23 protein-coding genes are annotated in these 24893 nt (G+C 71.1%); 9 read left to right on the forward strand and 14 right to left on the reverse strand.

Annotated features, from left to right (window positions below; genetic code table 11):
• Nucleotides 1–5: 5 nt before the first annotated feature.
• From ACFYZZ_RS24360 to ACFYZZ_RS24370, 3 genes are read right to left on the reverse strand one after another with little or no spacing between them, the layout of a single operon-like run.
• A complete protein-coding gene (locus ACFYZZ_RS24360) occupies nt 6–818 on the reverse strand; it encodes an HlyD family efflux transporter periplasmic adaptor subunit (RefSeq protein WP_386572909.1) in 813 nt (270 codons plus the stop codon).
• 22 nt (nt 819–840) lie between these two features.
• Complete coding sequence (locus ACFYZZ_RS24365) at nt 841–2550, reverse strand: SagB family peptide dehydrogenase (RefSeq protein WP_389179556.1); 1710 nt, start codon at nt 2548–2550, stop codon at nt 841–843.
• Between the two features lie 21 nt (nt 2551–2571).
• Nucleotides 2572–4848 carry a TOMM precursor leader peptide-binding protein gene (locus tag ACFYZZ_RS24370; RefSeq protein ID WP_389179559.1) on the reverse strand — a complete coding sequence of 759 codons (2277 nt, stop codon included), beginning with the start codon at nt 4846–4848 and terminating at the stop codon, nt 2572–2574.
• A 220-nt stretch (nt 4849–5068) separates the two neighbouring features.
• Here ACFYZZ_RS24370 and ACFYZZ_RS24375 point away from each other — a divergent pair, with 220 nt between their 5' ends.
• A complete protein-coding gene (locus ACFYZZ_RS24375) occupies nt 5069–7693 on the forward strand; it encodes an ATP-binding protein (protein WP_389179801.1) in 2625 nt (874 codons plus the stop codon).
• Here the strand turns inward: ACFYZZ_RS24375 and ACFYZZ_RS24380 are convergent.
• Genes ACFYZZ_RS24380 through ACFYZZ_RS24395 form a run of 4 tightly spaced genes read right to left on the reverse strand, consistent with a single transcriptional unit; the run spans nt 7680 to nt 9772 of the window.
• Complete coding sequence (locus ACFYZZ_RS24380; protein ID WP_389179562.1) at nt 7680–8405, reverse strand: VOC family protein; 726 nt, start codon at nt 8403–8405, stop codon at nt 7680–7682. The two genes, ACFYZZ_RS24375 and ACFYZZ_RS24380, sit on opposite strands and share 14 nt — an antisense overlap.
• Entirely contained in the window at nt 8339–9280 is a 942-nt protein-coding gene (locus tag ACFYZZ_RS24385; RefSeq protein ID WP_389179565.1) for a hypothetical protein, read from the reverse strand. Before ACFYZZ_RS24385 ends, ACFYZZ_RS24380 begins: the two co-directional genes overlap by 67 nt.
• Before the next feature lie 3 nt (nt 9281–9283).
• Nucleotides 9284–9550, reverse strand: coding sequence for a hypothetical protein (locus ACFYZZ_RS24390; RefSeq protein WP_389179568.1), 267 nt, complete (start codon nt 9548–9550; stop codon nt 9284–9286).
• A 51-nt stretch (nt 9551–9601) separates the two neighbouring features.
• Nucleotides 9602–9772 carry a hypothetical protein gene (locus tag ACFYZZ_RS24395; RefSeq protein WP_389179571.1) on the reverse strand — a complete coding sequence of 57 codons (171 nt, stop codon included), beginning with the start codon at nt 9770–9772 and terminating at the stop codon, nt 9602–9604.
• A gap of 425 nt (nt 9773–10197) precedes the next feature.
• On the opposite strand from ACFYZZ_RS24395, the gene ACFYZZ_RS24400 reads away from it, so the two are divergent.
• Together ACFYZZ_RS24400 and ACFYZZ_RS24405 are read left to right on the forward strand one after the other, a co-directional pair.
• Nucleotides 10198–11142, forward strand: coding sequence for a LuxR C-terminal-related transcriptional regulator (locus tag ACFYZZ_RS24400; RefSeq protein ID WP_389179574.1), 945 nt, complete (start codon nt 10198–10200; stop codon nt 11140–11142).
• A gap of 243 nt (nt 11143–11385) precedes the next feature.
• Nucleotides 11386–13392: a carbamoyltransferase C-terminal domain-containing protein gene (locus tag ACFYZZ_RS24405; protein ID WP_389179577.1), complete on the forward strand. Its 2007-nt coding sequence runs from the start codon at nt 11386–11388 to the stop codon at nt 13390–13392.
• A 65-nt stretch (nt 13393–13457) separates the two neighbouring features.
• Here the strand turns inward: ACFYZZ_RS24405 and ACFYZZ_RS24410 are convergent, their stop codons facing one another.
• The 7 genes from ACFYZZ_RS24410 to ACFYZZ_RS24440 all read right to left on the reverse strand — a co-directional run bounded on the left by ACFYZZ_RS24410 (nt 13458) and on the right by ACFYZZ_RS24440 (nt 20130).
• The gene (locus ACFYZZ_RS24410) at nt 13458–14228 is read right to left on the reverse strand and encodes an alpha/beta fold hydrolase (RefSeq protein WP_389179580.1); all 771 of its coding nucleotides are present in this window, start codon (nt 14226–14228) and stop codon (nt 13458–13460) included.
• The gene (locus ACFYZZ_RS24415) at nt 14225–15199 is read right to left on the reverse strand and encodes a Rieske 2Fe-2S domain-containing protein (protein WP_389179583.1); all 975 of its coding nucleotides are present in this window, start codon (nt 15197–15199) and stop codon (nt 14225–14227) included. Before ACFYZZ_RS24415 ends, ACFYZZ_RS24410 begins: the two co-directional genes overlap by 4 nt.
• Before the next feature lie 2 nt (nt 15200–15201).
• Complete coding sequence (locus ACFYZZ_RS24420) at nt 15202–16449, reverse strand: flavin monoamine oxidase family protein (RefSeq protein ID WP_389179586.1); 1248 nt, start codon at nt 16447–16449, stop codon at nt 15202–15204.
• Nucleotides 16449–17723, reverse strand: coding sequence for a cytochrome P450 (locus tag ACFYZZ_RS24425; protein WP_389179589.1), 1275 nt, complete (start codon nt 17721–17723; stop codon nt 16449–16451). Before ACFYZZ_RS24425 ends, ACFYZZ_RS24420 begins: the two co-directional genes overlap by 1 nt.
• Before the next feature lie 97 nt (nt 17724–17820).
• Nucleotides 17821–18699 carry an ABC transporter permease gene (locus ACFYZZ_RS24430; protein WP_389179592.1) on the reverse strand — a complete coding sequence of 293 codons (879 nt, stop codon included), beginning with the start codon at nt 18697–18699 and terminating at the stop codon, nt 17821–17823.
• Nucleotides 18696–19721 (reverse strand): ABC transporter ATP-binding protein, encoded by a 1026-nt coding sequence (locus tag ACFYZZ_RS24435; protein ID WP_389179595.1) that lies wholly within the window; start codon nt 19719–19721, stop codon nt 18696–18698. The genes ACFYZZ_RS24430 and ACFYZZ_RS24435 overlap by 4 nt, the downstream gene beginning before the upstream one ends.
• Before the next feature lie 40 nt (nt 19722–19761).
• Nucleotides 19762–20130, reverse strand: coding sequence for a hypothetical protein (locus tag ACFYZZ_RS24440; RefSeq protein WP_386572924.1), 369 nt, complete (start codon nt 20128–20130; stop codon nt 19762–19764).
• 289 nt (nt 20131–20419) lie between these two features.
• On the opposite strand from ACFYZZ_RS24440, the gene ACFYZZ_RS24445 reads away from it, so the two are divergent.
• The 6 genes from ACFYZZ_RS24445 to ACFYZZ_RS24470 all read left to right on the forward strand — a co-directional run bounded on the left by ACFYZZ_RS24445 (nt 20420) and on the right by ACFYZZ_RS24470 (nt 24865).
• On the forward strand, nt 20420–21841 hold the full coding sequence (locus tag ACFYZZ_RS24445; RefSeq protein WP_389179598.1) for a cytochrome P450: 1422 nt from the start codon (nt 20420–20422) through the stop codon (nt 21839–21841).
• A complete protein-coding gene (locus ACFYZZ_RS24450; RefSeq protein WP_389179600.1) occupies nt 21838–22710 on the forward strand; it encodes a class I SAM-dependent methyltransferase in 873 nt (290 codons plus the stop codon). The genes ACFYZZ_RS24445 and ACFYZZ_RS24450 overlap by 4 nt, the downstream gene beginning before the upstream one ends.
• Before the next feature lie 48 nt (nt 22711–22758).
• On the forward strand, nt 22759–22944 hold the full coding sequence (locus tag ACFYZZ_RS24455) for a hypothetical protein (RefSeq protein WP_386572927.1): 186 nt from the start codon (nt 22759–22761) through the stop codon (nt 22942–22944).
• 79 nt (nt 22945–23023) lie between these two features.
• A complete protein-coding gene (locus ACFYZZ_RS24460) occupies nt 23024–23305 on the forward strand; it encodes a hypothetical protein (protein WP_389179603.1) in 282 nt (93 codons plus the stop codon).
• Nucleotides 23302–23700: a PIN domain-containing protein gene (locus ACFYZZ_RS24465; protein WP_389179606.1), complete on the forward strand. Its 399-nt coding sequence runs from the start codon at nt 23302–23304 to the stop codon at nt 23698–23700. The genes ACFYZZ_RS24460 and ACFYZZ_RS24465 overlap by 4 nt, the downstream gene beginning before the upstream one ends.
• A gap of 355 nt (nt 23701–24055) precedes the next feature.
• Entirely contained in the window at nt 24056–24865 is an 810-nt protein-coding gene (locus tag ACFYZZ_RS24470; RefSeq protein ID WP_389179609.1) for a calcium-binding protein, read from the forward strand.
• Nucleotides 24866–24893: the final 28 nt, after the last annotated feature.

Genomic DNA, 24893 nt, shown 5'->3' on the forward strand with positions numbered 1-24893 from the left:
CCCCCTCAGCGGCCGAGAATCAGATCGAACGGCGTCTGCCGGCCCACGTTGATCGTCGCTGTGACCGAGACCTGGGTGTTCAGCGGCATCGGCGGACCGCTCTGTGACGTCCAGGCGAAGCCGGTCCGGGTCGACGCGTCGGGAATCAGATCCACCACCACCAGCCGCGGCGGTGTCCCGTTCAGATAGGGCCGGGCCGCCAGGTCCCCGCCGACCAGGCCGGACACGGCCTCCTTGGTCAGCCCGTACGGGCTGACAGAGCTGACCCTTCCGCGCAGCAGGCCGAAGGCGCCGGCCGGCGCGGTGGACACCGAGAGGTCCACGGAATCGCCCCGGCTGAGTCCGGCCGCGCGGGTGGCCGGGACGAAGACCATCGCGACCATCCGGTCCCGCGCGTGGTCGGTGCGCTCGACGGAGACGACCGGCGAACCCGGTGCGACGACCTGCCCGTCGGTGACGGACAGCCCGACCACCCGCCCGCCGAAGGGGCTCGTGATCGCCTGCAGACGGCCCCGGGCGTCCTCCACCTTGATCACCGTCTGTCCCGGCCGGACACTGTCGGCAGGCCGGGTCAGAACGCTGCGCACCATCCCGCCGTACGGGCTCTGGATCAACGCGGTGCCGCTGGGACGGGTGAGCAGGCCGGGCGCGTCCACGGTGATCGGGATCCGGCCGGCGAAGGTCCACAGCAGCGCCGCGCTCATGGTGATCAGCACGACGAACAGCGCGATCCAGCCGCGTGGTGCGGCCAGCAGGGTCGGCGAGTCGAGCTCGTCCGGCTCCCGCATCCGCTGCAGAGCCTTGAAACGGAACTTCATCGCCGGACGCCTCCTCGGAATGTCATCTCTTGGGCTCTCTTCGTGGCACGCCGACATCCTGACGGAGCGTCATGGGCCTGCTCCCGACGACCAGTTCCCCGACCGTGCCCTCGGTGAAGAAGTCCAGACCGCTGGCCGCGGCGAAGTCGGCCGCATCGCCTCCGCCGAGGCCGCAGACCGCGAGGTCCATCGCGGTGCCGACCAGATAGAAGGTCTGGTAGAGCACGCCGACGTGCTTGAGGATCAGCGGATAGGCGACCGTCTCGTACTTCCACATCACCCGGCCGAAACGGGCGGTGACCAGCAGCACCACCTGGGGATCGGTCGTCATCAGGGCGGACTCGCGGGCACTGGAGACCAGCGCCGCGGTGGCCGGACCCGGCTCGGCGACCAACTCCAGTTCATGCCGGTCGGTCGCGTAGTGCCACAGCCCCGGCTTCAGGCCCGCGCACTGCGTCACCAGCGGATAGACCTCCAGCTCGTGCACCGCGCCGCCGCTCGGGTAGGGACGGTCGGCATGCTCCTGGCGGTCGCCGCCGGTGAAGGTCTGCCGCCGGCGCATGGTGCGGTAGAGCAGCTCACCGAGCCGGTCCACGGTCAGCGGCGACTGCTCGTCGTGGTCGCGGACCGAACGGCGCTGTTCCAGCACCTCGGTGAGCGGCTTGTCCGTACGGGCGAGCGCGGCGAGATCCGGAACGGCCAGCGCGACCTTCTCACCGGCAAAAGGCGGGGGAGAAGCGGGCTCGGGCGCGAAACGGTCGCCGAACCGATACGTGCCGCCGTACCCGGCCACCGTCGAAGGCCGCCTGGTGCGGGAGTGGAACATCAGGTCGAGAGCCGACCACTGGGCGAACCGCCGCTCGGTCGCCTCCGGTTCCTCCCCGGCCGAGCCGTACGCCAGCAGCCCGGCCACGTCGAACAGCCGGAGGATCTGGCGGACGGCGTCGAGGGTGAGCCCGCTCGGCAGCTGCGCGAGCGCGGCGGGGCTGGTCCACCCGGCGAGCGCGGGAAGCAGCCCCGCAGCCCTGGTGCCCAGCTCCACGGCCAGCGCACTGCCCGGCGCGCGGACCACCAGCGCGCCGTCCTCGGCCCCGGCGGTGGCGAAGCGGGAGAGCTTCACCTGACGGGTGGGGTCGGGGACGGGGCCCGGCAGGGCGGCGCCCCGGCCGATCGGACGCAGCCGGGCCAGTGGCTCGTCGGCGGCTCCAGCCACCGCATGGACGGAACTCTCCAGCATTCCGGCCATACCGAGCCGGCGGAGGGTCAGCTGCCAGCGCAGCAGTCCCGTCTCGCCGTCCCGGGCGGCCACCAGGGCGCCGAGGTCGTCCTCGGTGTGTTCTCCGAAGGCCAGCGCGGCCACCGCCTCGCGGGCTCCTGCGGACAGGTCCGGCAGGTTCAACGAGCCGACGGGGGCGGTGAGCCGGACCGCGCGGCCGGCGGCCGGCGCCGGCTCGCAGACGGCGTCGCGGCGCAGCCGGACACGGCGGACCACCCGGGCGGTGCCGGTCCCGGCCGCCGCGGGGGCGGGGAGGCCGGCGGTCATCGATGCGGCGGTCGTCTGCACACCGGTCCGGACAACGGCCGACTGCGCGTCGGTCGTCGGCGCGTCGGTCCCGGCAGCAGCCGCCTGCGCGTCGGTCCGGTCGGTGGCCGTTTGTGCGCCGGTCCTGGCGGCAGCCGTCTGTGCCGCAGTTCGCGCGGCTGTTGTCTCTGCTGTCGTCTCTGCGGTCATCTCTGGGTTTCCCGGCCCGTTCTAGAAGAAGACGTTCTTCGGGTTGAGCTGCTCCTCGGCGTGCGCCGTGGGCAGCCAGCCCTGGTCGACCGGCACGTCGTAGAGCCGCCCGGGAGCCAGTCGGCGCCAGAAGTGCCGCATGCCGGGGGCGATCACCTTGACCACGCTGAGGTCGAGGTCGGGCCGGCTCTGGTCGAGCACGATGATCTCGATGCCGCGTGCCCGCGCCCGCTCCACGCAGTCCCGCACATGGTCGGCCAGGTCGTCGCCGGCGGGCGGAGCGAAGTCGGTGACGACGGTGGGCGTCAGTTCCCGGGCCGGGAGCAGCCAGGGCTCCTGGGCGACGGTGGCCGTCCGGCACCATTCCAGGGTCTCCAGGTCGTCCGTCCGGTACAGGGTGGCGCCGTTCTCGTCGCGGCGGTCCACGAACGGAAGGAACTGGTTGACCTCGGTGAGTGCGCGGATCGCGGCGATCCTCGGGTCCGGGTGCGCTCCGAAACCGACCATGATGTCCTCGACCTCGTGCCTGCGCCGGGAGATGGCCGCGAAGGTGGGCACGCCCAGGTCGGAGGTGATGTCCAGGACCCACAGCTCACGGTCGACCGAGGCGTAGAAGTCGCGCATGGTCTGCACGTACGGGTCGTTCAGCGAGTCCAGGTCGAACTCGGGCCGCGGCAGCCGGTTGTACCACCACAGCGCCACCGCGTCCCGCTCGACGACCTCGCAGAACCCCTGAAGGATCGCCTCCTCCAAGGTGTTGCCGCTGGCGCAGCCGTTGGAGTCGCCGACGCAGTAGAAGTGCCGTGCCAGGTCGGGGTGGCCGTACCAGGCGTAGCCGGAGGGGATCAGCCGCTCGGCGTCGTGGGTGAGCGACCAGGCGCGCGACCAGTCGAGTTCGGCCTCGGTCGGGAAGGGGTCGGGCACCAGGTGCAGCCGGTGGGTCGGCTGCGCGTTCCATTCGGCGCGGCCGTCGAACTGGGCCTGGGAGAACAGCAGCAGGCGGTCCATGTGGACGGCGGTGTCCGGGTCGAGATCCCGGTAGGCGGCGCGCACCACGGGCTCCTCGCCGCGCCAGACCGCCGAGTAGCGCTCGATCGCCTCGCAGACGGCGCTGACCTTGGCCTGGATCTCCGAACGGCCCTTGCCCCCGCTCTGACCGCGCATGTTGCGGCGCAGCAGGTCCATGTTGTCGTTGACCATCGCGAAGTTGTGGCCGGCCGTGAAGCTGTAGGTGATGCCGTTGCCGGTGTCGTCATGCGCGCCGAGGCGGGTGATGGCACCCAGGTGCGGGCTGATGTGGTGCTTCAGCCGGTCGTAGGTGAACTGGGGCGCCTGTACGCGGTATCCGCCGTCGGTCGTGTGCCCGGCCGGGCTCGGCGACAGCACCACCTTGGGACTGCGCTCGGCGATCAGGCCGGGGTCGCCGCAGCTCGGGCACTGCGGCTGGCGGACCAGGGTGTGCTCGGTGGTCTGCAGGGTGGCCAGGTCCCAGGTGACCATCTGCCCTTCCAGCGCGGCGGAGGAGCCGCTCGCCAGGAACTTCGCCGTCTCCGCGGCCAGCAGCTGCCCGAGCATGGCCGGACCGGCCGGGATGGCCGCGCGGGTCGGGTGGGCCGGGACGGCCTCGCCGCGCTTGCCGGCCAGGTAGCGCTCGACCTGTCGGTTGCCGCTGATCCGCTGCGCGATGCACGTCCAGCAGCCGGTGACGCCCGGGCGCAGCAGCGGGCCGAGCCAGACGCTGGTACCGGTCGGCTTGGCGAGCAGCCAGGGGCGGTCATCGGCCAGCCGGGCGGTGTTGAGCCGTTCCAGCGCCGGGTCGAGGTAGTCGTCGGCCAGCGCGATGACCAGGGTGTCCGCACCGGCGGCCAGTGCCCCGGGCTCGTCCACCGCGCGGGCCCGCAGACCGGTCGAGTGCAGCGCCTCGACCACCGGCGTGGCCGAGGTGTCCCCGAGGGCCAGGACCAGCAGCTCGGTGCGGTCCATGGCGGTCTGTACGGCAGCCGGGTCGACGCCCTGGGCGTCCCAGAAGGCCAGCACTTCCTCGGGCAGGTCGGGGCGGCCTTCGGCGAGGTGCCCGGCGGCCTCGTATCGCCGCAGCGCGGTCAGCACCTGGCCGAGCGGCACACTGCCGCCGAGCTCCTGCAGGATCTCGGCGACGGTGCGCCGGCCGTCCAGATACGGCAGGAGGCGCACGGCGGCGGCTCCCGGGACCAGATAGTCCTGCCCCTCCCCGAGCAGGAAGACCTTTCCGTCCACCACTTCGCTCAGGAAATGGGCCTTGAGCCGCGGCCGTTCCATGCGTCATCCCCCTGTGTTCTCGAGTACGGCTGTATCCGCCGTTTGAGAGGTGAAAAGCTCTCGGGGCATTCGAACACGTGTCAAAACCTGTGTACATACTGCAAATTCGGCGCGCGGCAATGCCTACGTATCGACGTTCATTACGTATTCGGCGACGCCAATACGTAGGCGAATACGTATCCTGGTGCGCGTTGACAGTGCGGTCGTGTGCGCGATACTGGTGTGCCGGCGGGCCTTTGACGGCCCAGGCGCGGACGGGGCCGCGACCGCGCCGACGCGCCAACGGGGGGTCGCATTGCCGGCAGGCAGTTTGTTGCATCGTGAGCGGGAACTCGATGAGTTGGCCCGCGCACTCGACGAGGCCGGAGCCGGACGGCCCGCCGTGGTTCTGATCCAGGGCCCGCGGGGAATCGGGAAGACGGCGCTGCTGCGCGCCGCGTTGGGCCGGACACCCGGCAACGCGGTGGTGCTGCGGGCACGGTGCCACGACAACGAACGTGACTTTCCTTACGGCGTCGTCCGTCAGCTTTTCGACCCCTTCATGAACGGGCCCGGCCGGCCGAACCGGTCGGACCGGTCGCAGCAGTCGGAATTTCCCGAGGAATCGCCCGGTGGTTACCTCGCTCAGGCGCTCCCGGGCGTCGAACCGACCGCCTCCGGCGCGGAGGCCGGAAACGGCCGTCATCAGGTGCTGAACAACCTCTTCCACGCCGCCCGTTCGCTCACCACCAGCACCCCGGTGGTGATGGCGATCGACGATCTGCACCTGGCGGACGACGCGTCCCGGCAGTGGTTCTCCTACCTCGCCCGCCGGCTCGACGGCCTTCCGGTGGCGCTCCTCGCCACCACCGCCGACGAGGCCGCCGACCCGCTCACCGCCGACCTCGGCGCACTCGGTCACACCCGCACCATCACCCCGGGGCCGCTCTGCGACAGCTGCGTGACCGAGCGGGTCAGCTCGACGTTCGGTGCGCCGGTCGACCCGGACCTGGCCTCCGTCTGCCACGACCTGTCGCGGGGGAACCCACTGGTCCTCCAGGAGCTGACGGACCGGCTGCTGGCCGCTCGTACGTCGCCCGGCGCGCCCGATCTGGACGCGGTGCTGCGGATCGGCGCCGCGACCCTCGCCGACACCACGCTCAGCTGGCTGCGGCGCAGCCATCCACGGGCGATGGAGCTGCTCACGTCCCTCGCCGTGCTCGGCCCCGGCGCGGATCTGGCCACCGCGGCGCTGCTGGCCGGCCAGGGAGACCTGCTGGCCGACGAGGCCCGCGAGGCGCTGCGGCGCACCGACCTGATCGACCCCGGCCCGCCCGAGACCTTCCGCCATGAGCTGGTCCGTACGGCCGTGCTGGCCCGCACCGATCCGGGCGTCCTGGTCGCGCTGCACGAGCGGGCCGCAGCCCTGCTGGTCCGGCTCGGCGCACCCGCGGGCCGGGTCGCCGAGCATCTGATGTCGTCCGGCACCACCGGCCTGGACTGGGCGCTGCCGGTGCTGCGGGCGGCCGCCAGGGAAGCGGCCGCCGACGGCCGCCCGGACGACGCGGCCTGCTACCTGCAGCGCGCGCTCGCCGAGGCGACGGACCCCGCGCTGATCCAGTCGCTCACCGTGCAGCTCGGCACCGTAGAGCTGCACCGCGACCCGGCCGCCTGCGCCCGGTACGCCGCCGGTCTCGCGACGGCCGCCGACCCGGTCGAACGGGCCGGGCTGCTGGTGCCCTTCGCCCATCCGGTGCTGGCGCTCACCGCCGCCGGAGCCGCGGTGCCGTTCGCCGAGGCGGCGGGCGCACTGGCCGCCACCGAGGACCCGGCGGGTGAGTTGCTGCTGCCGCTCGCCGCACAGGCGGTCCTCGCCGGACAGCGCACCGCCGTCCGGCGCGCGGTCGCGTCGCTGCGTGCGACCGAGGACGAGTCCGCCGTTTCGGGCTTCCTGGGCGCGCTGGCCGCCATGGCCGCGGCCGGCGGGCGCTCACCCCGGCGGGCGGTCCGGCTGGCGGCCCGGTGTGTGAGCGGTGCTTCACCCGCCGAGGCGGGTATCGGGGTGCTCGGCGCGGCGATGGCCTTCGCCTGGAGCGGCCGACTGGACGAGGCAGCCGCCTGGGCCGGCCGGGTGGTCCGCTCCGCCCAGCGCCTGAACCACCCGGGCGAGCTGGCGCTGGCGCTGCTGGCCCGCTCCGACATCGCCTACCGGCAGGGGCACCTGGACACCGCGCTGTCCGACGCCGACCGGGCGGCCCGGCTGGCCGCACAGATTCATGCCGATGAGCTGGTCACGGCGGCGACCGCACTGCGGATCCGGGTCCTGCTGCGGCGCGGCCAGGTCCCGGACGAGTCGCCGCTCACCCGGGCCGCGCTGCCCGCCGACACCCATCCGCTGATCCGGGCGGTGGTGCTGGAGGCCCGCGGGCTGGTCGCAGCGGCGCGCGGCGACCACAAGGAAGCGCTCCGGCTCTTCCTGGAGTGCGGCCACCAGCTGGCCGTGCGGGGCATCGCCAACCCCGCCTGCGTCCCGTGGCGCACCCACGCCGCCCAGGCGTACCAGACGCTGGGCGAGTTCGCCGCGGCCCGGACCATCACCGCCGACCCGCTGCCCGGTGCGGACACCCGTCCCCGCCCGGCACCGGATCGCGGCCCGGTGATCGGTACGCGCGACGCGGGCCCGGTCCGGCTCACCCCGAGCGAGCGCAGGGTCACCGAGCTCGTCCTGCAGGGGCTGAGCAATCTGGAGGTGGCCGAGCGGCTCTGCCTGAGCAAACGTACGGTCGACACCCACCTGGGCCGGATCTACCGCAAGCTCGCCATCAAGGGGCGTTCCGAACTCGGCGCGGCCGTCAAGGCGTTGTGACGGCGGTCAACCCGAACTCGGCACCCCACGGGTCACGCAGCACGGTGGGCTCTCCCGGGCCGGAGCGGACCACCGTCGCCCCCAGAGCGAGCGCCCGGCGCACGCCGTCCGCCGGGTCGGCCGCGCCGAAGTACGGCAGCCACAGGGGCCGGCCCTGGTCGCTCTCGACCACGCGGGCCTCGGCGGACCCGTTCAAGTCCAGCTCCAGTCGCTCGTCCTGCGATACGAGCCGGTAGCCGAAGAGTTCGCCGTAGAAGCGGGCGGCCCGTACGGCGTCCGGCACCCGCAGCTCGTGCCCGGACACCGCCCCGGGCTCGTCCGCGAGCACCACTCCCTCGTCGTGGTGGCCCTCCCAGAAGCCGACGACCACGCCCGAGGGGTCGACCGCGAGGAAGAGCCGCCCGTCGTCACCTGCCGGCACCGGGTCCATCACCACCCGTCCACCCAGCGTCCCGACCTGCCCGCAGGTGTGGTCGGCGTCCTTGGTGGCCAGATACACGTTCCAGGTGGCGTTCGGTGGCAGTCCGGCCGGGCTGCCACCGAAACCGGCGACGATCCGCCCGCCGAGCGTGGCCAGGTGGTAGCCGGCCCTCTCCGAGGTGAACTCCCAGCCCAGAAGCGCCGCGTAGAACGCCTGGCTCGCGGTCAGATCCGGAGTGATGCAGTCAACCCAGCACGGTGTGCCGGCAGCGTATCGGGTACGTAAAGGCATGATTCGCTCTCCTCGTGAGGCACTTTCTGGTCGATCAACCCGGCCGCCTCCTCCGCCCCGCTGACGCCGGGCAGTTCCAGACGGTAGGTGGGCATTTCGTCGAACAGCCCGGCAGAACCGTCCGGCCATGCCTGCACGGTGTACTCGCAAGGCGTCAACCGGACGCGTTCGTCGGCACTTCGGCACAGCTGGATCAGCGTAGGCCGACCCAGCCTCGCCCGGACGGGTGCCACCGGACCGAGACACTCCGGCCGCACCAGCAGCACCTCGGCGCCGGCCGGCGAGGTGACCGCGCGGCACAGCTCGTTCGGCAGCCCCGCGCCCCGCAGCCAGGCGGCGGCCCGGCCGCGCACCTGCAGGGGAACGAGATACGGCAGAACGTCGCCGGTGCCGCGGTCCAGCACCAGCAGCCGACCGGAGACGAACTCCCAGGAACGGTGTGCCAGCGCCGTCCCGATGTTCGCCTGCTCCGCGTACGGTCCGCCGATCAGTGCGACCGTGGCGCCTTCCTTGGCGAGCACGACGGCCGGCACCAGGCAGAACCGGTCCTGCAACGCGGCGAAGGGCGGCAGGGCCCCAGGCACGTTCCCCCAGCCCCTGAAGGCCCGGCGCAGCAGGGGCGTGCCGTCACCGCGCCGCACCAGGAACTCGCCCGGAGCGGAACCGGTCGACGGGGAGAATTCCACGCGCAGTTGATCGGGACATCCGGAGTTCTTCACCATGTGCGGACCGAAGTGGAACGCCACTTCGTCCCGGTCGGCCGCGATGACACCGACTTCGATGCCGAAGAAGTTCAGCACGATCGGATCCATTGCCGTCACAGCGTCTCCTGACGGGTCATTGCACAATCCTTGAGCTTTGCCCGGGGTGAACACGCCCTAGCGCGGGCCCGGACGCAGGCGCCAGCCGTCGAGCTGAGTGGCCGCCCACAGCGCCCGGCGGCACAGATCCGCGCCGGCCGCTTCCGCCGCGCAGGGGCTGGCGCCGGTGTAGAAGAGCACCACGTCGGTCCGCCCCGGACGGGCGGCCACGGTGACGTGCTCAAGGCCGCTGCGCTCCTCGGCCACGGCCCACAGCAGCGAGCCCAGCAAAGTCCCGTCCAGGACGTGGTCGGCGGTCGGTCCGACCAGCGTCGCGGTGGCCATGTGCACGGTTGTTCAGCCCTTTTGGATCAGCGGTGCGGATGGGGCCCGGCCTCAGTCCCAGTGGATGTCGTCGTCAGCGACGAGCTGCCCTTCGTGGACGGCGGTCTGCACGGCGACGGAGACGGCGGCGGTCGTGGCCGTCGGCAGAGTGCCGTCCTCCGCCGCGTGCGCCGACCCGGCCAGAGCGCCCAGCGAAACGCACAGCGCGAGCAGAGCGGGCACAGAGAGCTTGGCACAAGAAAGCATGATTCCCCCAGGAAATTGTTTACTCCTATACCGTCGCAGGTCAATTCCAGATGTCCGGCCATCACCGGGTGACGGCGAATCATCATCGGCGGACGGTTCGGAACGGCAAGGCCCCCGTGGCCTTCCGACAGGGAAGAGTCTGCTGGAGCCATCCACGCATCGGAAGACTTTCAGTGCGGCATGAAAAGCGCTTTGGCACTTTGGTGCCACGCGAATGCCGTGGCGGTGGAGGGCTGCGGCCGGGATCACCTCGTGGTCGGTTGTCGGCCCACTCGACGGCGTGGGATGATCAGCCGGTGGTACGCCCGGACGGGGACCGGGGGACAAGTGGCGTGCGTGCAGGGGGTGATACGCCGGCCATGCAAGGAATCGACAGCGCGACGCAGGCGGTTTACCGTCTGATGTTGACTGATCATCAGCTGGGGGTCGAGGAGCTCTCCTGCCGGCTGGGCATGAGCGAGTCCGAGGTACGGGCTGCGCTCGACCAGCTCGCCGACCTCCGGCTGCTCCGGCCCTCCGACGAGGTGCCCGGCGAGGCCCCCGGCGGACTGCTGCCCGTCGATCCGCGGGTCGGACTGGCGGCCCTGCTGCAGCACAACGAGTCGCAACGGCAGCGCCGCGAGCAGGAGTTCGAAGAGAGCCAGGCCGCGATCACCCGGCTGCTGGCCGAGTACCGCGACGAGTCGGCGAGCGAGCACAACCACCGGATCGAGCGGTTGATCGGGATGGCGACCGTGCAGGCCCGGCTGGAGGAGCTGACCCGTTCGATCTCCACCGAGTGCCTCGCGTTCAGCCCCGGCGGCGCCCGCTCCGCCGCCTCCTTGGAGGCGAGCCGTCCGCTCAACATGGACGCCCTCACCCGGGGCGTCCGCATGCGCACCGTCTTCCTGGACAGTGTCCGCAAGGACCGTGCGACCGCCAAGCACGCCGAGTGGCTGACCGAACTGGGCGGCCAGGTACGGACGGTACCGGCGCTGCCCCTGCGGATGGTCATCTTCGACCGGGAGGTCGCCCTGGTCCCCATCGACCCGGCCGACACCCGCAAGGGAGCGGTCCAGATCACCTCGGTGGGCGTGATCACCGCCCTGGTCTCGCTCTTCGAGCAGGTCTGGGCCGACGCGACACCGCTCGGCACCCCGCAGGAACGCGATGAGCAGGGACTGACGGGCCAGGAGCGGGAGTTGCTCCGGCTGCTCGGCCAGGGCTACACCGACGAGGCCGCCGGCAAGCACCTCGGACTGTCGCTGCGTACCGTCCGCCGGATGATGGCGGACCTGATGGAACGGCTCGGTGCGCGCAGCCGTTTCGAGGCCGGACTCCACGCGGGTCGCCGCGGCTGGCTCTGACCTCACGAGGGCCGTCCGGCGCGAGCACACCCGGAATGCGGAATTCGGTTACTGCGCATACGTACACCGGAAATAGGGCTCATACGTACCTCGGGTTTTCGGTATGTACGGGCTCCGGTGGCCGTGTTTGAATGACCGCGTTGTCGCCGAAGCCGGGGAAGGCGGCTGGTCTTTGGCGGGGATGACTTCCCCTCGCGGTGGACCGGAAATACCTCGTCCTGGCAGCGAGAGGAAAGAGGAATCGTGACCGAGTATTTCCTGTCCGCCTATCTCACTCCGCCCGGACCGGGCGCGGTGTTCTCCGTGCGTCATGACCAGAACGTCGCCCTCTGGCGGAGTGCCGGATCGGAACTGACCCTGGTCCGCGTCTGGGAGCTGGAACGGGTCAGCGGGCAGAAGCACCACTTCTGGCCCCTCTACACCGAGCCGCGCGCCACCGAGTTCCTGGAGGGTCTGCTGGCCGAGGAGGGCCTGACCCTCGCCGACATCAGCGCCTGCTGGGGCACTCCGGGTCTGCCGAACGACCGGCCCGTGCCGAAGCCGGCGGGTGCCGAGGACTTCCCCGTCCACAGCCTGGCCCACCTCTTCAGCGGTGTCATGCGCGACACCAGGCTCTTCCGCGAGGAACAGATCATCGGTCTGGCCATTGACGCGCTCCCCGACTACGCGCAGGAGAACCAGCCCAATCGCTACTGGTACGCGGGCTGCGTGTCCAAGGCCGGGCAGCTCACGTTCGCGCCGGTCGAGTCACCCGGACCTCTCTACACGGCGGCCGAGACCGTCTTCGGCCTGGAACCGGGCTCACTGATGGCGCTGGCCTCGGCTTCAGAGACCAGCATCGAATTCGACACCGATGCCGCGATCGCGGATGTGACGTTCTTCGGCGGATCGGCGACGCAGCCTTGGAAGCAGGCACATGATCTGGTGCGCGACATCGTCGCCGAGGCCGAACGTCAGCTGGAGGGAATGACGCTCGACCCCGCGCTCAGCCCCGAGGACAACCTGCGCAGCGCCGTGATGAAGGTCGTCCAGCGCTGCTGCGAGTCGATCGCTGTCCGCAATGTCGAGCGACTGCTCACGACGGGCGGAATCCGGGCCGAGGACACCTATCTGTCGACCAGCGGTGGCTACGCGCTCAACTGCCCCACCAACACCCTGCTGATGGACCGATTCGGCTTCAAGGGGCTGATCACCCCGCCGTGCGCCAACGACTCCGGCCAGGGCATCGGCCTGGGTCTGCTCGGCCTGTACGGCGCGGGCGCGCTGGAGACGGCCGATCTCCGCATCGACTCCGCCTACTTCGGCCGTGACGTCACGGACACCGAGGAGGCCCTCGCCGAGTTCGCCCCATGGATCGCCTCGGTCTCCGACTTCTCGGCGGACCGGTTCGTCGCCGATGTCAGCGACGGCGTCATCGCCTGGGTCGACGGCCGGGCGGAGCTGGGGCCGCGCGCGCTGGGCCACCGCAGCCTGCTCGGCGACCCGCGGTCGGCCAAGGTCAAGGACATGCTGAACGACATCAAGCGCCGCCAGTGGTGGAGGCCGGTCGCGCCCGTCGTGATGGCGCAGTACGCACCGCAGTGGTTCGCCTCGGACCGCGAGTCGCCGTACATGCTGGAAGCGGTCCAGGTGCGGCCCGAAGTGCGCGATCTGGTGCCCGCGATCGTTCATCTGGACGGTTCGGCCCGGCATCAGACCGTCACCGAGCGGACCAACCCGGCACTGCACAGGGCGCTGGACGCCTTCCGGGCCGCGACCGGCGTGCCGATCCTGTGCAACACCTCGCTCAACGACAAGGGCGAGGCCATCGTGGACACGGCGGCGGAGGCGCTCAACCTCTGCGTCCGCAAGGGCATCGGCGTGCTGTACCTGTGCGGTCGGCGGGTGGAGCTGCGCACGGACCCCGTGCCGACGGCCCCGGCGCCCGAGGGCCCGCGCCCGCGCGCCCTGGAGTACTTCGCCGGCCAGGAGGCGGACCGCGACGCGCTGTGGCAGGGCTGGCTGGACCGCGGCTACACGGTCGAGGGCATGTACCACCTGTCCCGCAGCCATGAGCTGCGCGCGGAGCAGGAGATCTCGACTCCGGAGCGGGTCAACATGCTCGCCGCCTACCGTGCCAAGGTCGACCCGTCCTTCGCCGGACTCGTCGAGAACTTCCGGCGCACCCACGGTCCCGGTGGCTCCTTCGTCGACCCCTCGACGCTGACCGGCGCCTTCGGTGTCATCAACCCGCTGCGGCGGAGCCGCTGACCCGACGGCCGCACAGGCCGATGGGGGGCAGGGCGCGATGCCCTGCCCCCCATTCGTATGCCGGTTCAGTTCAGATGCGAGGCGATCAGTGAGGCCACCGCTCCGGGACGCTCCAGGAGCGGCAGATGCCCGGAGTCGAGCAGGGTCAGCAGTCGGCAGTCCGGGACCGTGGCCTGCAGCAGTTCGCCGTTGCGGACGAACGCGGGCATGTCGTCGTCGCCGACGATCACCAGGGTGCGCGCGGTGATGGCGCGCAGATCGTCCTCGGTGTGACGGCAGGCGGTCAGGCCGTCCATCGCGCGGTTGCCCAGCTCCGCCCAGCTGTGCCGGGCGACCACGGCCCGCAGCGCGGCCCGTACCTCCGGGTGCCGCTCGGTGCCCTTGAAGATGTCGGGCGGTGACTGCATCCACAGGTCGGCCAGCTGCTCCCCGGGGCCGGTCATCCGGTACAGCAACGCCAGCTGGCGGTAACGCACCTTCGCCGCCGCATCGTTCGGCGTACCGGCCAGGGTGGGTGCCGCCACGACCAGGCGCTCGACCAGCTGCGGCTGCTGTACGGCGAGTTGTACCGCGGCCATCGATCCGAAGGACAGCGCGACGACCCGGCGGGCCCCGGTGTCCTCGGCGATCTCGGCGAGCTGCTCCGCCAGTTCGGTGAGCGTCAACCCGGCCGGGATCGGGGCGGAACCGCCGTGGCCGGGCAGGTCCACGCCGATGTGGGTCCAGCCGGGCAGCCGGTCCCACATCGGTCGCCACACGGTGGAATCCATGGTGTAGCCATGCAGCCAGAGCACGGCCGGTCCGCTGCCGGAGCGGTACAGATGCAGCTCGCTCATCGTTCCGGCCCCGTCTCGCCCGCCTCGTCCGTCAGGTCACCGAAGTCGGCGCAGAACGCGCGGAAGGCACGCACCGGCGCATCGCGCGCGTCGTACTCGACGGGCGCACGGGGGTCCAGATGCTCCCAGACCACCTTGTCCTCACCGAGCGCCTTCTCACTGCCTTCGATCAGTGCCGGCAGCGCGGCCCGCTGATCGCTGCGCACACCGATCGCGACCCGTGCGACGCAACCACCCTCCGCCGTCGGCACTGAGCCGGTGACGATGACATGAACCTCGTCCGGCGGCCCGAATTCGGTGACCACCACGGACGGGCTGAACGCGCGGGCCAGGAAACGGGGCTTGTAGTCCCACCGCACTGTCCCGGTGCGTAGAGCCTCCCAGCGCACTTCCTCCAGCCGGCGGGCGTCCTGCCAGGGCGAGGTCTGCATCAGGAACTCGCCCTCGATCACGAGTTCCCCGCTGCCGCCCGTCCGTGTCGCCATCCCGCGAGTGCCGGGCACTCCGTGGACGGCCTTGAAGTGGTCGGGGTCGAAGGCGTTCTCCACGACGTACTCGGACGCCACTGCGACCGGCAGGGTGATGGCCTTGACCAGCGGGTACGTGGTCTCCCACGCCTTCACGGCCTGCTCGAAGCCGCGGTCGCCGGCCGGGTCGCCGGTGAGCCGGACGAAGAGCGCCTCGCCCCAGGCGAGCACCGGGTGTTCGGCCACCGACCAGCGCTTGGCGGCGTCCCCGAGGGCGATCCGCTTCCCGTGGAAGGGGCAGACCACGCAGTCACCCTGGCGCTTGCCGCCGTACCCGAGATGGGCGCCGCGATGCGGGCATGCGGCATCGAACACCCGGATCCGGTCGTCCTCCCGCACGGCGATCAGGTGGCTGCGTCCGACCGCCAGCGGGGTGATCTCCTCGGTCAGTTCGGATCGGAAGGCCAGCAGATACCAGCCGTTGTGCACAGTCGTGGATTCCATGATCATCGATTCGCCAATACCTTGAGCAGTTCCTCTGCCGCCCGCTCGCCGCTCGCCAGGGCTCCTTGCACCCAGGGCAGCCGGCTGCCGGTGACGGTCGCCTCGCCGGCGAAGAAGAGGGTGTCGTCCACCGGCGCGGCCCATTGCCGTACCGCGTCCTCGTAGCCGGTGCGCGGGGCCGTGAACGCGCCGGCGGTCCACGGATCCCGTCCCCAGTCCGCGGCGGTGACGTCGGCCACCCGGGCACCCGCGGTCCAGGGCATGACGGTCTCCAGCAGTGCCGACAGCGCCGGTGCGCTGCGCACGGTGGCGCGCAGGGCGTCGGCCGCCTTGGCCTTCGCCACGAACAGCACCTCCGGCCGGCCCGCGGAGCAGCGGACGAAGCCGCCCCTGCCGTCGACGTCGAAGGTGACGGCGGTGTCGGGCGCTCGGCGGGTCAGGGTCACCACCGCGCAGTATCCGTCGCCGAGCGGCATCCGGCCGGCGGCCGCGATCTTCGCGTCGAGTACGGCGGGATCGGGCCCGGCGAGGCGCAGCCGGCCCTGCGCCACCACGGGGGGCGGCACGGTGATCACGGCGGCACAGGCGCTGGTCGTACCCCGTACGGTGGTTGCCTCGACCCGTCCGGGGAGGCAGCGGATCTCCTGTACGGGATCGCCGAGGCTGATCCGCAGGTCCTGTGCGAGCAGCAGCGGAAGCCGGTCGAATCCGCCCCGCACGGTGAACTCGCCCTCGCCGACGCCGGTGTCGCCCCGGTGGGCGCGCGACACACCCCGGGCGCTCAGCTCGTCCGGTTCGGCGGCCCAGTTCTGCCGGAACCACTCCTGCGCCGCCCGGCCTTCCGGATGCGCGCTGCCGCGGGCGCGTAGCCAGGCACCGACCGACCGGTCCTCCTGGCCCGGGTCCCGGTGCAGCCCGGTTTCCAGCAGCCAGGGGGGACGACGGCCATGGCTCAGGACGCCCATGTCCTGATGGGCGCCGTCCTCGACGACGCGGGCGGTGAAGCGGCGCGACATGGTGATCATCCGGTCGGCGCCGACCAGCGCGTGCACCGGATTGTGCGCGCCGTGCACCACCTGGGCGCCGAGCTCCAGCGGAGGTCCGCCGTCGGTGGGGTGGAAGGTGTGGATCCGGCCGCCCACCCGGTCCCGGGCCTCGTGGACGACCACGGTCAGCCCCTCCCGGTTCAGGCGCCGGGCACAGGCCAGGCCGGAGGCACCGGCGCCCACCACGATGACATCGGCCCGCATCAGCCGTGGTCCTCCTCAGCCGTGCCGGGGTCCTCGGAGTCCGGGCCCGAGGCGCCCAGATCCACGGGGAAGACGCGCAGGCGTCGCGGCACCAGGCACCGGTCCCAGTCGGGCATGCCGTGCGGGCCCCGCATCTCGGGGAACCGTCGCAGCAGCGCCGGCAGCAGCAGGCCGCCCGCCTGCCGGACCAGCTGGGCGGCCAGACAGAAGTGCGGTCCCCCGCCGAAGGCGAGGTGTGGGTTGGGGTGCCGGTCGATGCGCAGCTGGTCGGGGTCGGCGAAGACGGCCGGGTCGCGGTTGGCGGCGGAGATCACCGCAAGGACGCGGGCGCCGGGCGGGAGGGTGCCGCCGGCCAGTTCCACCGTGTCGGTGGTGACCCGGGCGGTGAAGGGGATGGGCGCCTCCAGACGGAGCAGCTCGTCCACGGCGCGGCGGGCCGCTTCTCCGCCCGCGTCGCCCGCTTCCGCGTCCGTGTCGTCCCCGGCGGCGAGCCGACGCACCGCGGCGCGGTCGGGCAGGAGGGAGCAGAGCGCGTTGCCGACCAGCTCGGCGAGCGGCTGCCAGCCGCCCACCACCGCCAGGTTGAGGACGCCGAGCATCTCCGACCTGGTGAGCCGGTCATCGGCCGCGAACGCGGCGAGCGGCGCGGCGCAGCCGTCCGGCGCCAAGGCGGCGCTGTGCGCGTCCAGATAGCGGGTGAGCGCGGCAGCCGCGGTCCGGCCGAGGGCGGCACGGGCCGGCGGGACCATCGGGTCGAGATTGATCGAGGCGGCCCGGGCCAAGGTCTCGAAGCGGGCGTACTCGGCTGTCGCGAGCCCGAAGAGACGCCCGAAGACGGCGGTGGCCAGCGGCCGTCCGATGTCGGCGACCGCGTCCGGGCGTTCGGCCGCCGGGCGGCGGCCGAGCCGGTCGAGCAGCTCGTCGACGTCGCGGGCCAGATCACCGGCGATGGACCGGACGGCGGACGGCCCCAGGAGCAGCGCCCCTGGGGCCCGCAGCCGGTGATGGTCCGGCGGGTCCGTGGTGAGCATCGACGGCGGCAGCGCGTCGTCACGGGCACGCTCCCGCTGCCCCTTGGCCGCCGAGAACCGCGGGTCCCGGAGCACCGTCTGGCAGTCGGCGTGACCGGTGACCAGCCAGAGCCGGGAGGCGGCGTCGTAGTGCACCGGATCGTTCGTCCGCAGCCACCGGTACGCCGGATGGGGGTTGATCCGCCCCGCGGGGGAGAAGGGGTGGTCGAGGTGCTCCGGCAGGCGCACCGGCGCCGTGGTCATGGTCCTGCTCCTGGGATCGTCGGCGGACCGGTGGTCGGTAGACGCGTGGCCCTTGGTCGGCGGTGGCCCTTGGTTTCGGAGGATCGTCGAGCGTCCGTCAGCGGACCCGCGGCCCGCGCCAGCGGAAGGTCAGGGCGGTGGTCACCAGGCCGCCCAGCGCCCACAGCGCGAGCACCAGCGCGATGCGTCCCAGCTCCCAGCTGTGGGCCGGCTCCGCGACGGTGAAGGAGTCCGGCAGGAAGACCGAACGGAAGCCCTGCGCCATCCACTTGACGGGGAAGAACGCGGCAACCGTCTGCATCCAGTGCGGCAGCTGGCCGAAGGGGAAGAAGACGCCCGAGATGAACTGCAGCACCATGAAGACCGGCGTCACGATCGCCGCCGCGGAACGGCTGTTGGGGATCAGCGCCGAATACGCCGCACCGGCCATGGCGCACGCGATGGTCCCGAGAGCGAGGTCCCAGCCCAGGGTCATCCAGCGTTCGCCCGTGCTCGGCAGCGGAAGGCCGAACAGCGTCAGCGCGATGCCCAGCAGCAGTGCCGTCTCCAGCGCGGTGGTGACGATCACGCGCACCAGTTTGCCGATGAAGTAGGCGGACTTCGGCATCGGCGTCATGGCGAGCCGGCGCACCGTACCGGTGTCCCGTTCGATCGCGATGCTGATCGCGAGCCCGGAGAAGGCGGTGCTCATCACGCCGGCCGCGACGATGCCCGCCATGAAGACCTGCTTGAGATCGGTCTGGGTGCCCGCGACCTTGCCGGAGAAGATCGAGCCGAAGACGACCAGCAGGATCACCGGGAACATCAGGGTGAAGACCAGTGACTGCTTGTTGCGGAAGAAGGCCCTGAGCTCGACCTTGGAACGGGCCGCGGAGGCTCGCCAGACGCCGGGCATTCGAGGGGAGTCGGCCATCGCACGCTCCGCTGTCGGCACGGTCCGGTCGGTGCGGCCCGTAGAGGGTTCGGTGAGGGTCATCGGATGCCCGCCTCGCTGGTGCGGTCGCCGGTAAGGTCGTCGGAGCCGTCGTCGAGACCGAGGGCGCCGGTGCCGCGGTCGGTGCCGCTGACGTTCTCCCTGATCAGATCGAGGTAGATGTCCTCGAGCGTGGGGCGGTGCACGCGCAGCTCGGGGAGTTCCGCGACGCCTGCCTCGTGCGCCCAGGGGGCCAGTACGGACAGCAGCGCGGTGGGAGTGTGTGTGGCGATGCGCAGCACGCCGTCCTTGGCGTCCGCGAGCGTCTGCGCCCCCGGCGGCAGAACAGGCAGCGCGCGTTCCGCGAGTTCCGGCGGAATCCGGAAGGAGACGGTGGTCGGAGTGTCCGCGTGAGCGCCGAACTCGGCCAGGGTTCCGGACCGGACGACCTTGCCGGCGACGATCACCGCGGCGCGCTGTGCGAGCGCCTCGGCCTCGTCGAGGTAGTGGGTGGTGAGCACGGTGGTGGTACCGCGCTCGGAGAAGTAGCGGACCAGGTCCCAGGCCTCCCGGCGGGCCACCGGGTCAAGACCGGTGGTGGGCTCGTCGAGGAAGAGCAGGTCCGGGTCGCCGACGATGCCCACCGCGACGTCGAGGCGCCGGGCCTGTCCTCCGGACAGGTCCGTGCTCTGCTTCTTCTCGTGCTTGCCCAGGCCGACCATGTCGATGACCTGGCCGACCGGGAGCGGCGCCGGATAGAACGCCGCGAAATGCTCGACGACCTCGCGTACGGTCAGGTCCGCGTAGGCGCCGGAGTTCTGGGGCACCACGCCGATGCGTGCGCGCCACCCGCGCCGGTCCTCGGCTGGGTCACAGCCGAGGACCCGCACGTCACCGCCGGTTCGCTGGCGGACGCCTTCCAGGATCTCGATGGTCGTCGACTTTCCCGCGCCATTGGGCCCGAGAAGCGCGAAGACTTCTCCCGGATGGATGTCCAAATCCAGTCCCCGCACCGCGTGCCAGTCGCCATAGCTCTTGCGAAGACCACGGACCGAGACGGGGTTCTCCCCGACGGCAGTTGCCACTTGGATCGCTCCTGGGTGGATATCAGATTGATCGGGTGGATCAGGTGCAGCAGCAGCACGGGCAGCAGCAGGAGTTGCCGCCGGCCGCGATGTCCGACAGGTCGCCCTCGCTCAGCTCGGCGGTGTCGATCTGCGGCGTCTGAGGGATGTGGAACTCGTAACGGCCGGTCGCCAGACCGATCTCGTACAGCTCCACCTGCACCTCGAGGTTGCCCTCCTGCTCGCCCTGGGCGGCGGTGGAGACGATGACGATCTCCGCGTCGGCCGGGAGCTCCAGGCCGGCCTCGGCGAGCGCGGCACGCGCGTCCGACTGGAGCCGGGCCGCGTACTCCTCGCTCGACCAGGCGCTGATCAGAGCGCGGGTGTAGCCGTTGACGAACTCGGCCCGCTTCCGCTGGTCCAAAGCCATAAGACTTTTCCTTTTCTCGGTTCCGGTTTGCCGGCGGCGCCTTCTTGTCGCTGCCGGCGAATGAAGAATTGCACGCCGTCTGGAAGGCTGCCAAGACGTCAGTTCCGGCCCCACGGGTAAGTATTGAGCACGTTCGGCGGGTGCGGTAGATTCCGAGTCGGATGAAGCCGTGAATACGTATTGGATTACGCATCGGAATACGTATCCGAATGCGTATCGCCGATGGAGGCGTACGTATTCGGGAATTCCGAGTACGTATGGTCCGCGGAATACGTACGGCGCACATGACATGAGAGGAATCACGGAGGTGGTCCGCACCGTGCCTACGCACACGACGACGCCGCGCGTCCCGCGGTCAGGCCCCCGGGGCGAGGCCCTTCCACCGGGCCCGCCGGGGGACATCGACATGGCGGTGATGCGGGAGTCGCCGCTCGCCTTCATCACCGAACTGGCCCGCACCTACGGCGACATCACCCGTCACCGGGCCGACGGCGAGACCGTCTACCTGCTCAACACCCCTGAATACGCCCGCCATGTACTCAAGGACAACGGCGCCAACTACACCAAGGAAGGCACCCCGGACGACGCGATGCTGCGTCCGCTGCTCGGGAACGGGCTGCTGACCAGCAACGGCGACGACTGGGCCCGCCAGCGCCAGCTGACCGCCCCGGCCTTCCGGCCCAGCTCGGTCAGGACCTTCGACGGCATCGTCACCGAAGCCACCTCGGGCATGCTGGAGCGCTGGCGCCCGGCGATCGAGACCGGCACCCCGCTCGCGGTGGACGATCACCTCACCGCGCTCACTCTGGGCATCCTCACCCGAGCCATCCTCGGCGCCGACCTCGACGGCATCGGTGAGGGCTTCGGGCGTGCGGTGGACGCGGTCAACCGGTGCATCGGCCACTACGTGCCCGACCCGGACCCCGACCCGGCGGACACCGCACGCCGGTTCGCGGGCTTCAGCCACGCGCGGGCCTTCCTGGACATGGTGACCCGCACGCTGATCGCCTCACGGCGTGCGGCGGGACCGTCCGCGCCCGGCTCGGGTCCCGGTTCCGGCCGTGCCGGCAACCTGCTGGACACCATGATGTCCGCCGACCATCTGGTCTCCGACGAGGATCTGCGCGATCAGGTGCTGACCATCGTCATGGCCGGGCATGAGACCACCGCCAAGTCCCTGACCTGGACGCTCCATCTGCTGGACCGGAACCCGCACGAGGCGGCCAAGGTCCGCGAGGAGGTCGACCGGGTGCTCGGCGGCCGTCCTCCCACCGCCGGGGACCTCGCCGACCTGCCGGTGTGCCAACGGGCCATCAAGGAGGCGATGCGGCTCTACCCGCCCGTGTGGCTGATCTCCCGGCGGGCGGTGGGCGCCGACGTCATCGGCGGACACCACGTCGAGCCCGGCACGCTCGTCTGCGTCAGCCAGTGGGTGCTGCACCGGCACCCCGCGTACTGGGACGCCCCCGACGCGTATCGCCCGGACCGCTTCGACGGTGCCTCGCTGCCCAGCCACCTCTACCTGCCGTTCGGCGGTGGTGACCGGATCTGCGTCGGTCAGCACTTCGCCATGCTCGAGGCGGTGCTGGTGCTCGCCACTCTCGCCCAGTCCGTGCGGCTGGAGACCGTCGAGGGGTTCGAGGTGGAGCCCGAGGCCCTGGTCACTCTGCGCCCGAAGCACGGCATGACCATGATCGCGAGGCCCCGATGAGCGTGTCCGTCCCCGGAACGGTCCGCCCGCTGGGCGGCTCGTACGACCCGGCCCGCACCACCGGCGGCGGCCTGTCGGCGGAGCTGGCCCGCCTGGAGTCCCAGGCCGAACTCTCCTTCGCGGAGGAACTGCGCATCCTCCGCGAGCTCGGCATCTGCTCCACCGCCGGCAGCCCCCGCCCCACCGTTCTCGAAGTCGGCGCGGGATCGGGTGCGGTGACCCGCCGGCTCCGCCCCGCGCTGCCGGCCGGTACCACGCTCGTCGCCGCCGACATCGACGCCGAACTGCTGGCCCATGCCGCCGGTCCCGGCGTCACCCTGCTGGTCACCGATGCGGGGGCCATGCCACTGGAGGACGGCAGCGTCGACTTCGTTCTGCTGCGCTATGTGCTCCAGCACGTTCCCGACCCGGCCGCCGTACTGGCCGAGGTACGCCGGGTGCTGCGGCCGGGCGGCCGGATCGCCTGCACGGAGGTCGACTCCTCCTGCTGGGGCGCTGCCGACCCGGCCTACCCGGAACTGGGCGGTGTGCACGCCAAGATGGCCGCCGCGCAACGCGCCGCGGGCGGGGACCGCACGATCGGCCGCCGCCTGCCCCGGCTGCTGAGGGCGGCGGGCTTCGAGGACGTCGTCCTGCGACCGTTCGCCACCACCAACGACGATCACCCCACGGACGCCTTCGCCCCGCAACTGGGTCCGCAGCGCCTGGAGCCCCTGGTGGCCCAGGGCGTCCTCTCCCTGGCCGAACTCGCCCTCGCCTCGGACCGCTGGAACCGCTTCCGGGCGGACCCCGATGCCTGGGTGATGCTGCTCGGCCTCACAGTCGCCGCGACCGCTCCCGCATGTCGTGGTCCACAGGAAAACCCCTGAGAACACCCCCGAGAAAACCCCTCGCACCACCGAACGAAAGGCACCCAAGTGAACCCCAACGTGAAGATCTTCATCACGATCTTCTGCTACATCAGCGCGGTGGCCGGTCTCCTCACCGCCGTCATGGACGCCAGCCACAAGCCGGCCGACACCACCTCGGCCATCGTCGCCGGGGTGCTCGGCGTCGCCTTCCTGCTCGGCGGCATCGCCCTGAGCCGTAAGCCCCGCTACTGAGCAGGGTGATGGCGCGGCCGGGGCGAACCCGCCCCGGCCGCCCCACTCGCAATAGCATTTTCAATGGCACACTGGGGGTATGGCTGATGACGACGTGGACTTCCTCCCCGGTGACGGCCCCACCAGCGGCATCTCCGTCACCCTGACCGCAGGCACGCTCCAGGCGATCCGTGAGCGGGTCGGCAAGCGGGGCGTCTCGGCCTACCTGGAGAAGGCGGCGCAGCGGCAGATCGAGCGGGACAACCTGGACGAGCTGATCGCCGACTTCGACACAGTGCACGGCCCGGCCGACCCGGAGGCCGTGGCGGCCAAGCGCGCCAGGCTCACCGGCGGTACGTCGGACGCCGGGGCGGCAGCGTGAGCGGTGTCCTGGTCCTGGACAGCGAGGGCCTGGCGAAGGCGGTGCAGCGCGACCGCGAGCTCCACGAGTGGCTGACGGCCGCCCGCGACGCTGATCTGCCGGTCATCACCTCCGCAGCCGTCCTCGTCGAAGTCATCCACCCGAAGATCAACGACGCCGCCTTGAAGCGCACCCTTTCCCGCCTCCGGGTCGAGCCGGTCACACAGGGCGTGGCGCAGTCAGCCGCAGCCCTGCTGCGAGCAGCGGGGCTGCACGGTCACAAGTACGCCATCGACGCCATGCTGTGCGCGACCGCGCTCCAGCACCCCGGCCGGGTGACCATCCTGACCTCCGACGTCGAGGACATCGGCCTGCTCACCGCCGGGAATCCTCGCGTGCTGGCCGAGAAGGTGTGAGTGTTGAGCGGCGTCACCCGTCGTTCCGGATCCACCGATCTACGGTCATGACATCTGCTTCAGACCCCGAACGATCGGCGACAGCGCCTCATCCAGGAGACATGGAGCGGGTGACGTCGTGACGTTTGAGCATGCAGATGCGCTGGATACTGCGAGCAGTCTGTGTGACGACTGTGCCCAAAGGATCAGCCGTTCCGGCACCTTCGGCACCACGGGGACGCTCACGTCGGACGGCCGGGTACCCCAGGAGAGCTTCTCGTACACGATCAAGTCCGTCACCAGTGCCTGACCGGCTTCGGCTGGCTGGCCGCTCCCGCTCGGCGGGTTCCCACTCTTCCCTCTCTGAAGGAGATACATGCGCAAGCGCGCCGTCTTTGCTCTGCTCAGTGCCGTCGCCGCGGCCGCGCTGGCCGGCTTCGCCATCCCCAGTGCCTACGGGACCGAGACCCAGACCGACGTCCAGATCAGCAACGTCTCCTTCGACGGTCACAAGAACATCGTGGTCGGTCTCTACGCCGAGACGATCACGGTTTCAGGGACCTTCACCCACCCGTCGGGCATCCAGGACGCGGACTTCGTCCTGTGGCGTGGACCGGATGGTGCGAACCCCTACGAGACCTACGACGACCGCATCGTGTCGAACCAGTACCACTCCCACGCGGACTGCGTCGCCGAGAGTCCCACTACCTCCACCTGCTCGCAGACGTTCTCCCTCGAACCGGACTGGAGGTACAGCGGCACCGCGCTCACCAACGCCCACGCCGGCACCTGGAAGGTCAGTGTGCAGGGGGTGGCCAATGACGACAGCTGGACCCACACGGCGAACTACACCACGACCCGTCTGCAGCGGCTCTCCAAACTCACCGTGAACGCGGGCCCGGAACCGATAGCCAACGGCAAGACCCTCACCGTCACCGGCAAGCTCACCCGGGCCGACTGGAACAATCTCGACTACTTCGGCTACACCAACCAGCCGGTCAAGCTCCAGTTCCGCAAGGCCGGTACCACGATCTACACCACCATCAAGACCGTGTACACCTCCAGCACCGGCAACCTGACGACCACGGTGCCCGCGTCCGAAGACGGCTACTGGCGCTGGAACTTCGCAGGCACCTCCACCACCCCGGCCGTCAAGGCGACCGGCGACTTCGTGGACGTGCAATAAGGCACTCTGACACGACGTGTGACGGGCG

This window comes from Streptomyces sp. NPDC001816, assembly GCF_042892235.1.
Taxonomy (GTDB): Bacteria; Actinomycetota; Actinomycetes; order Streptomycetales; family Streptomycetaceae; genus Streptomyces.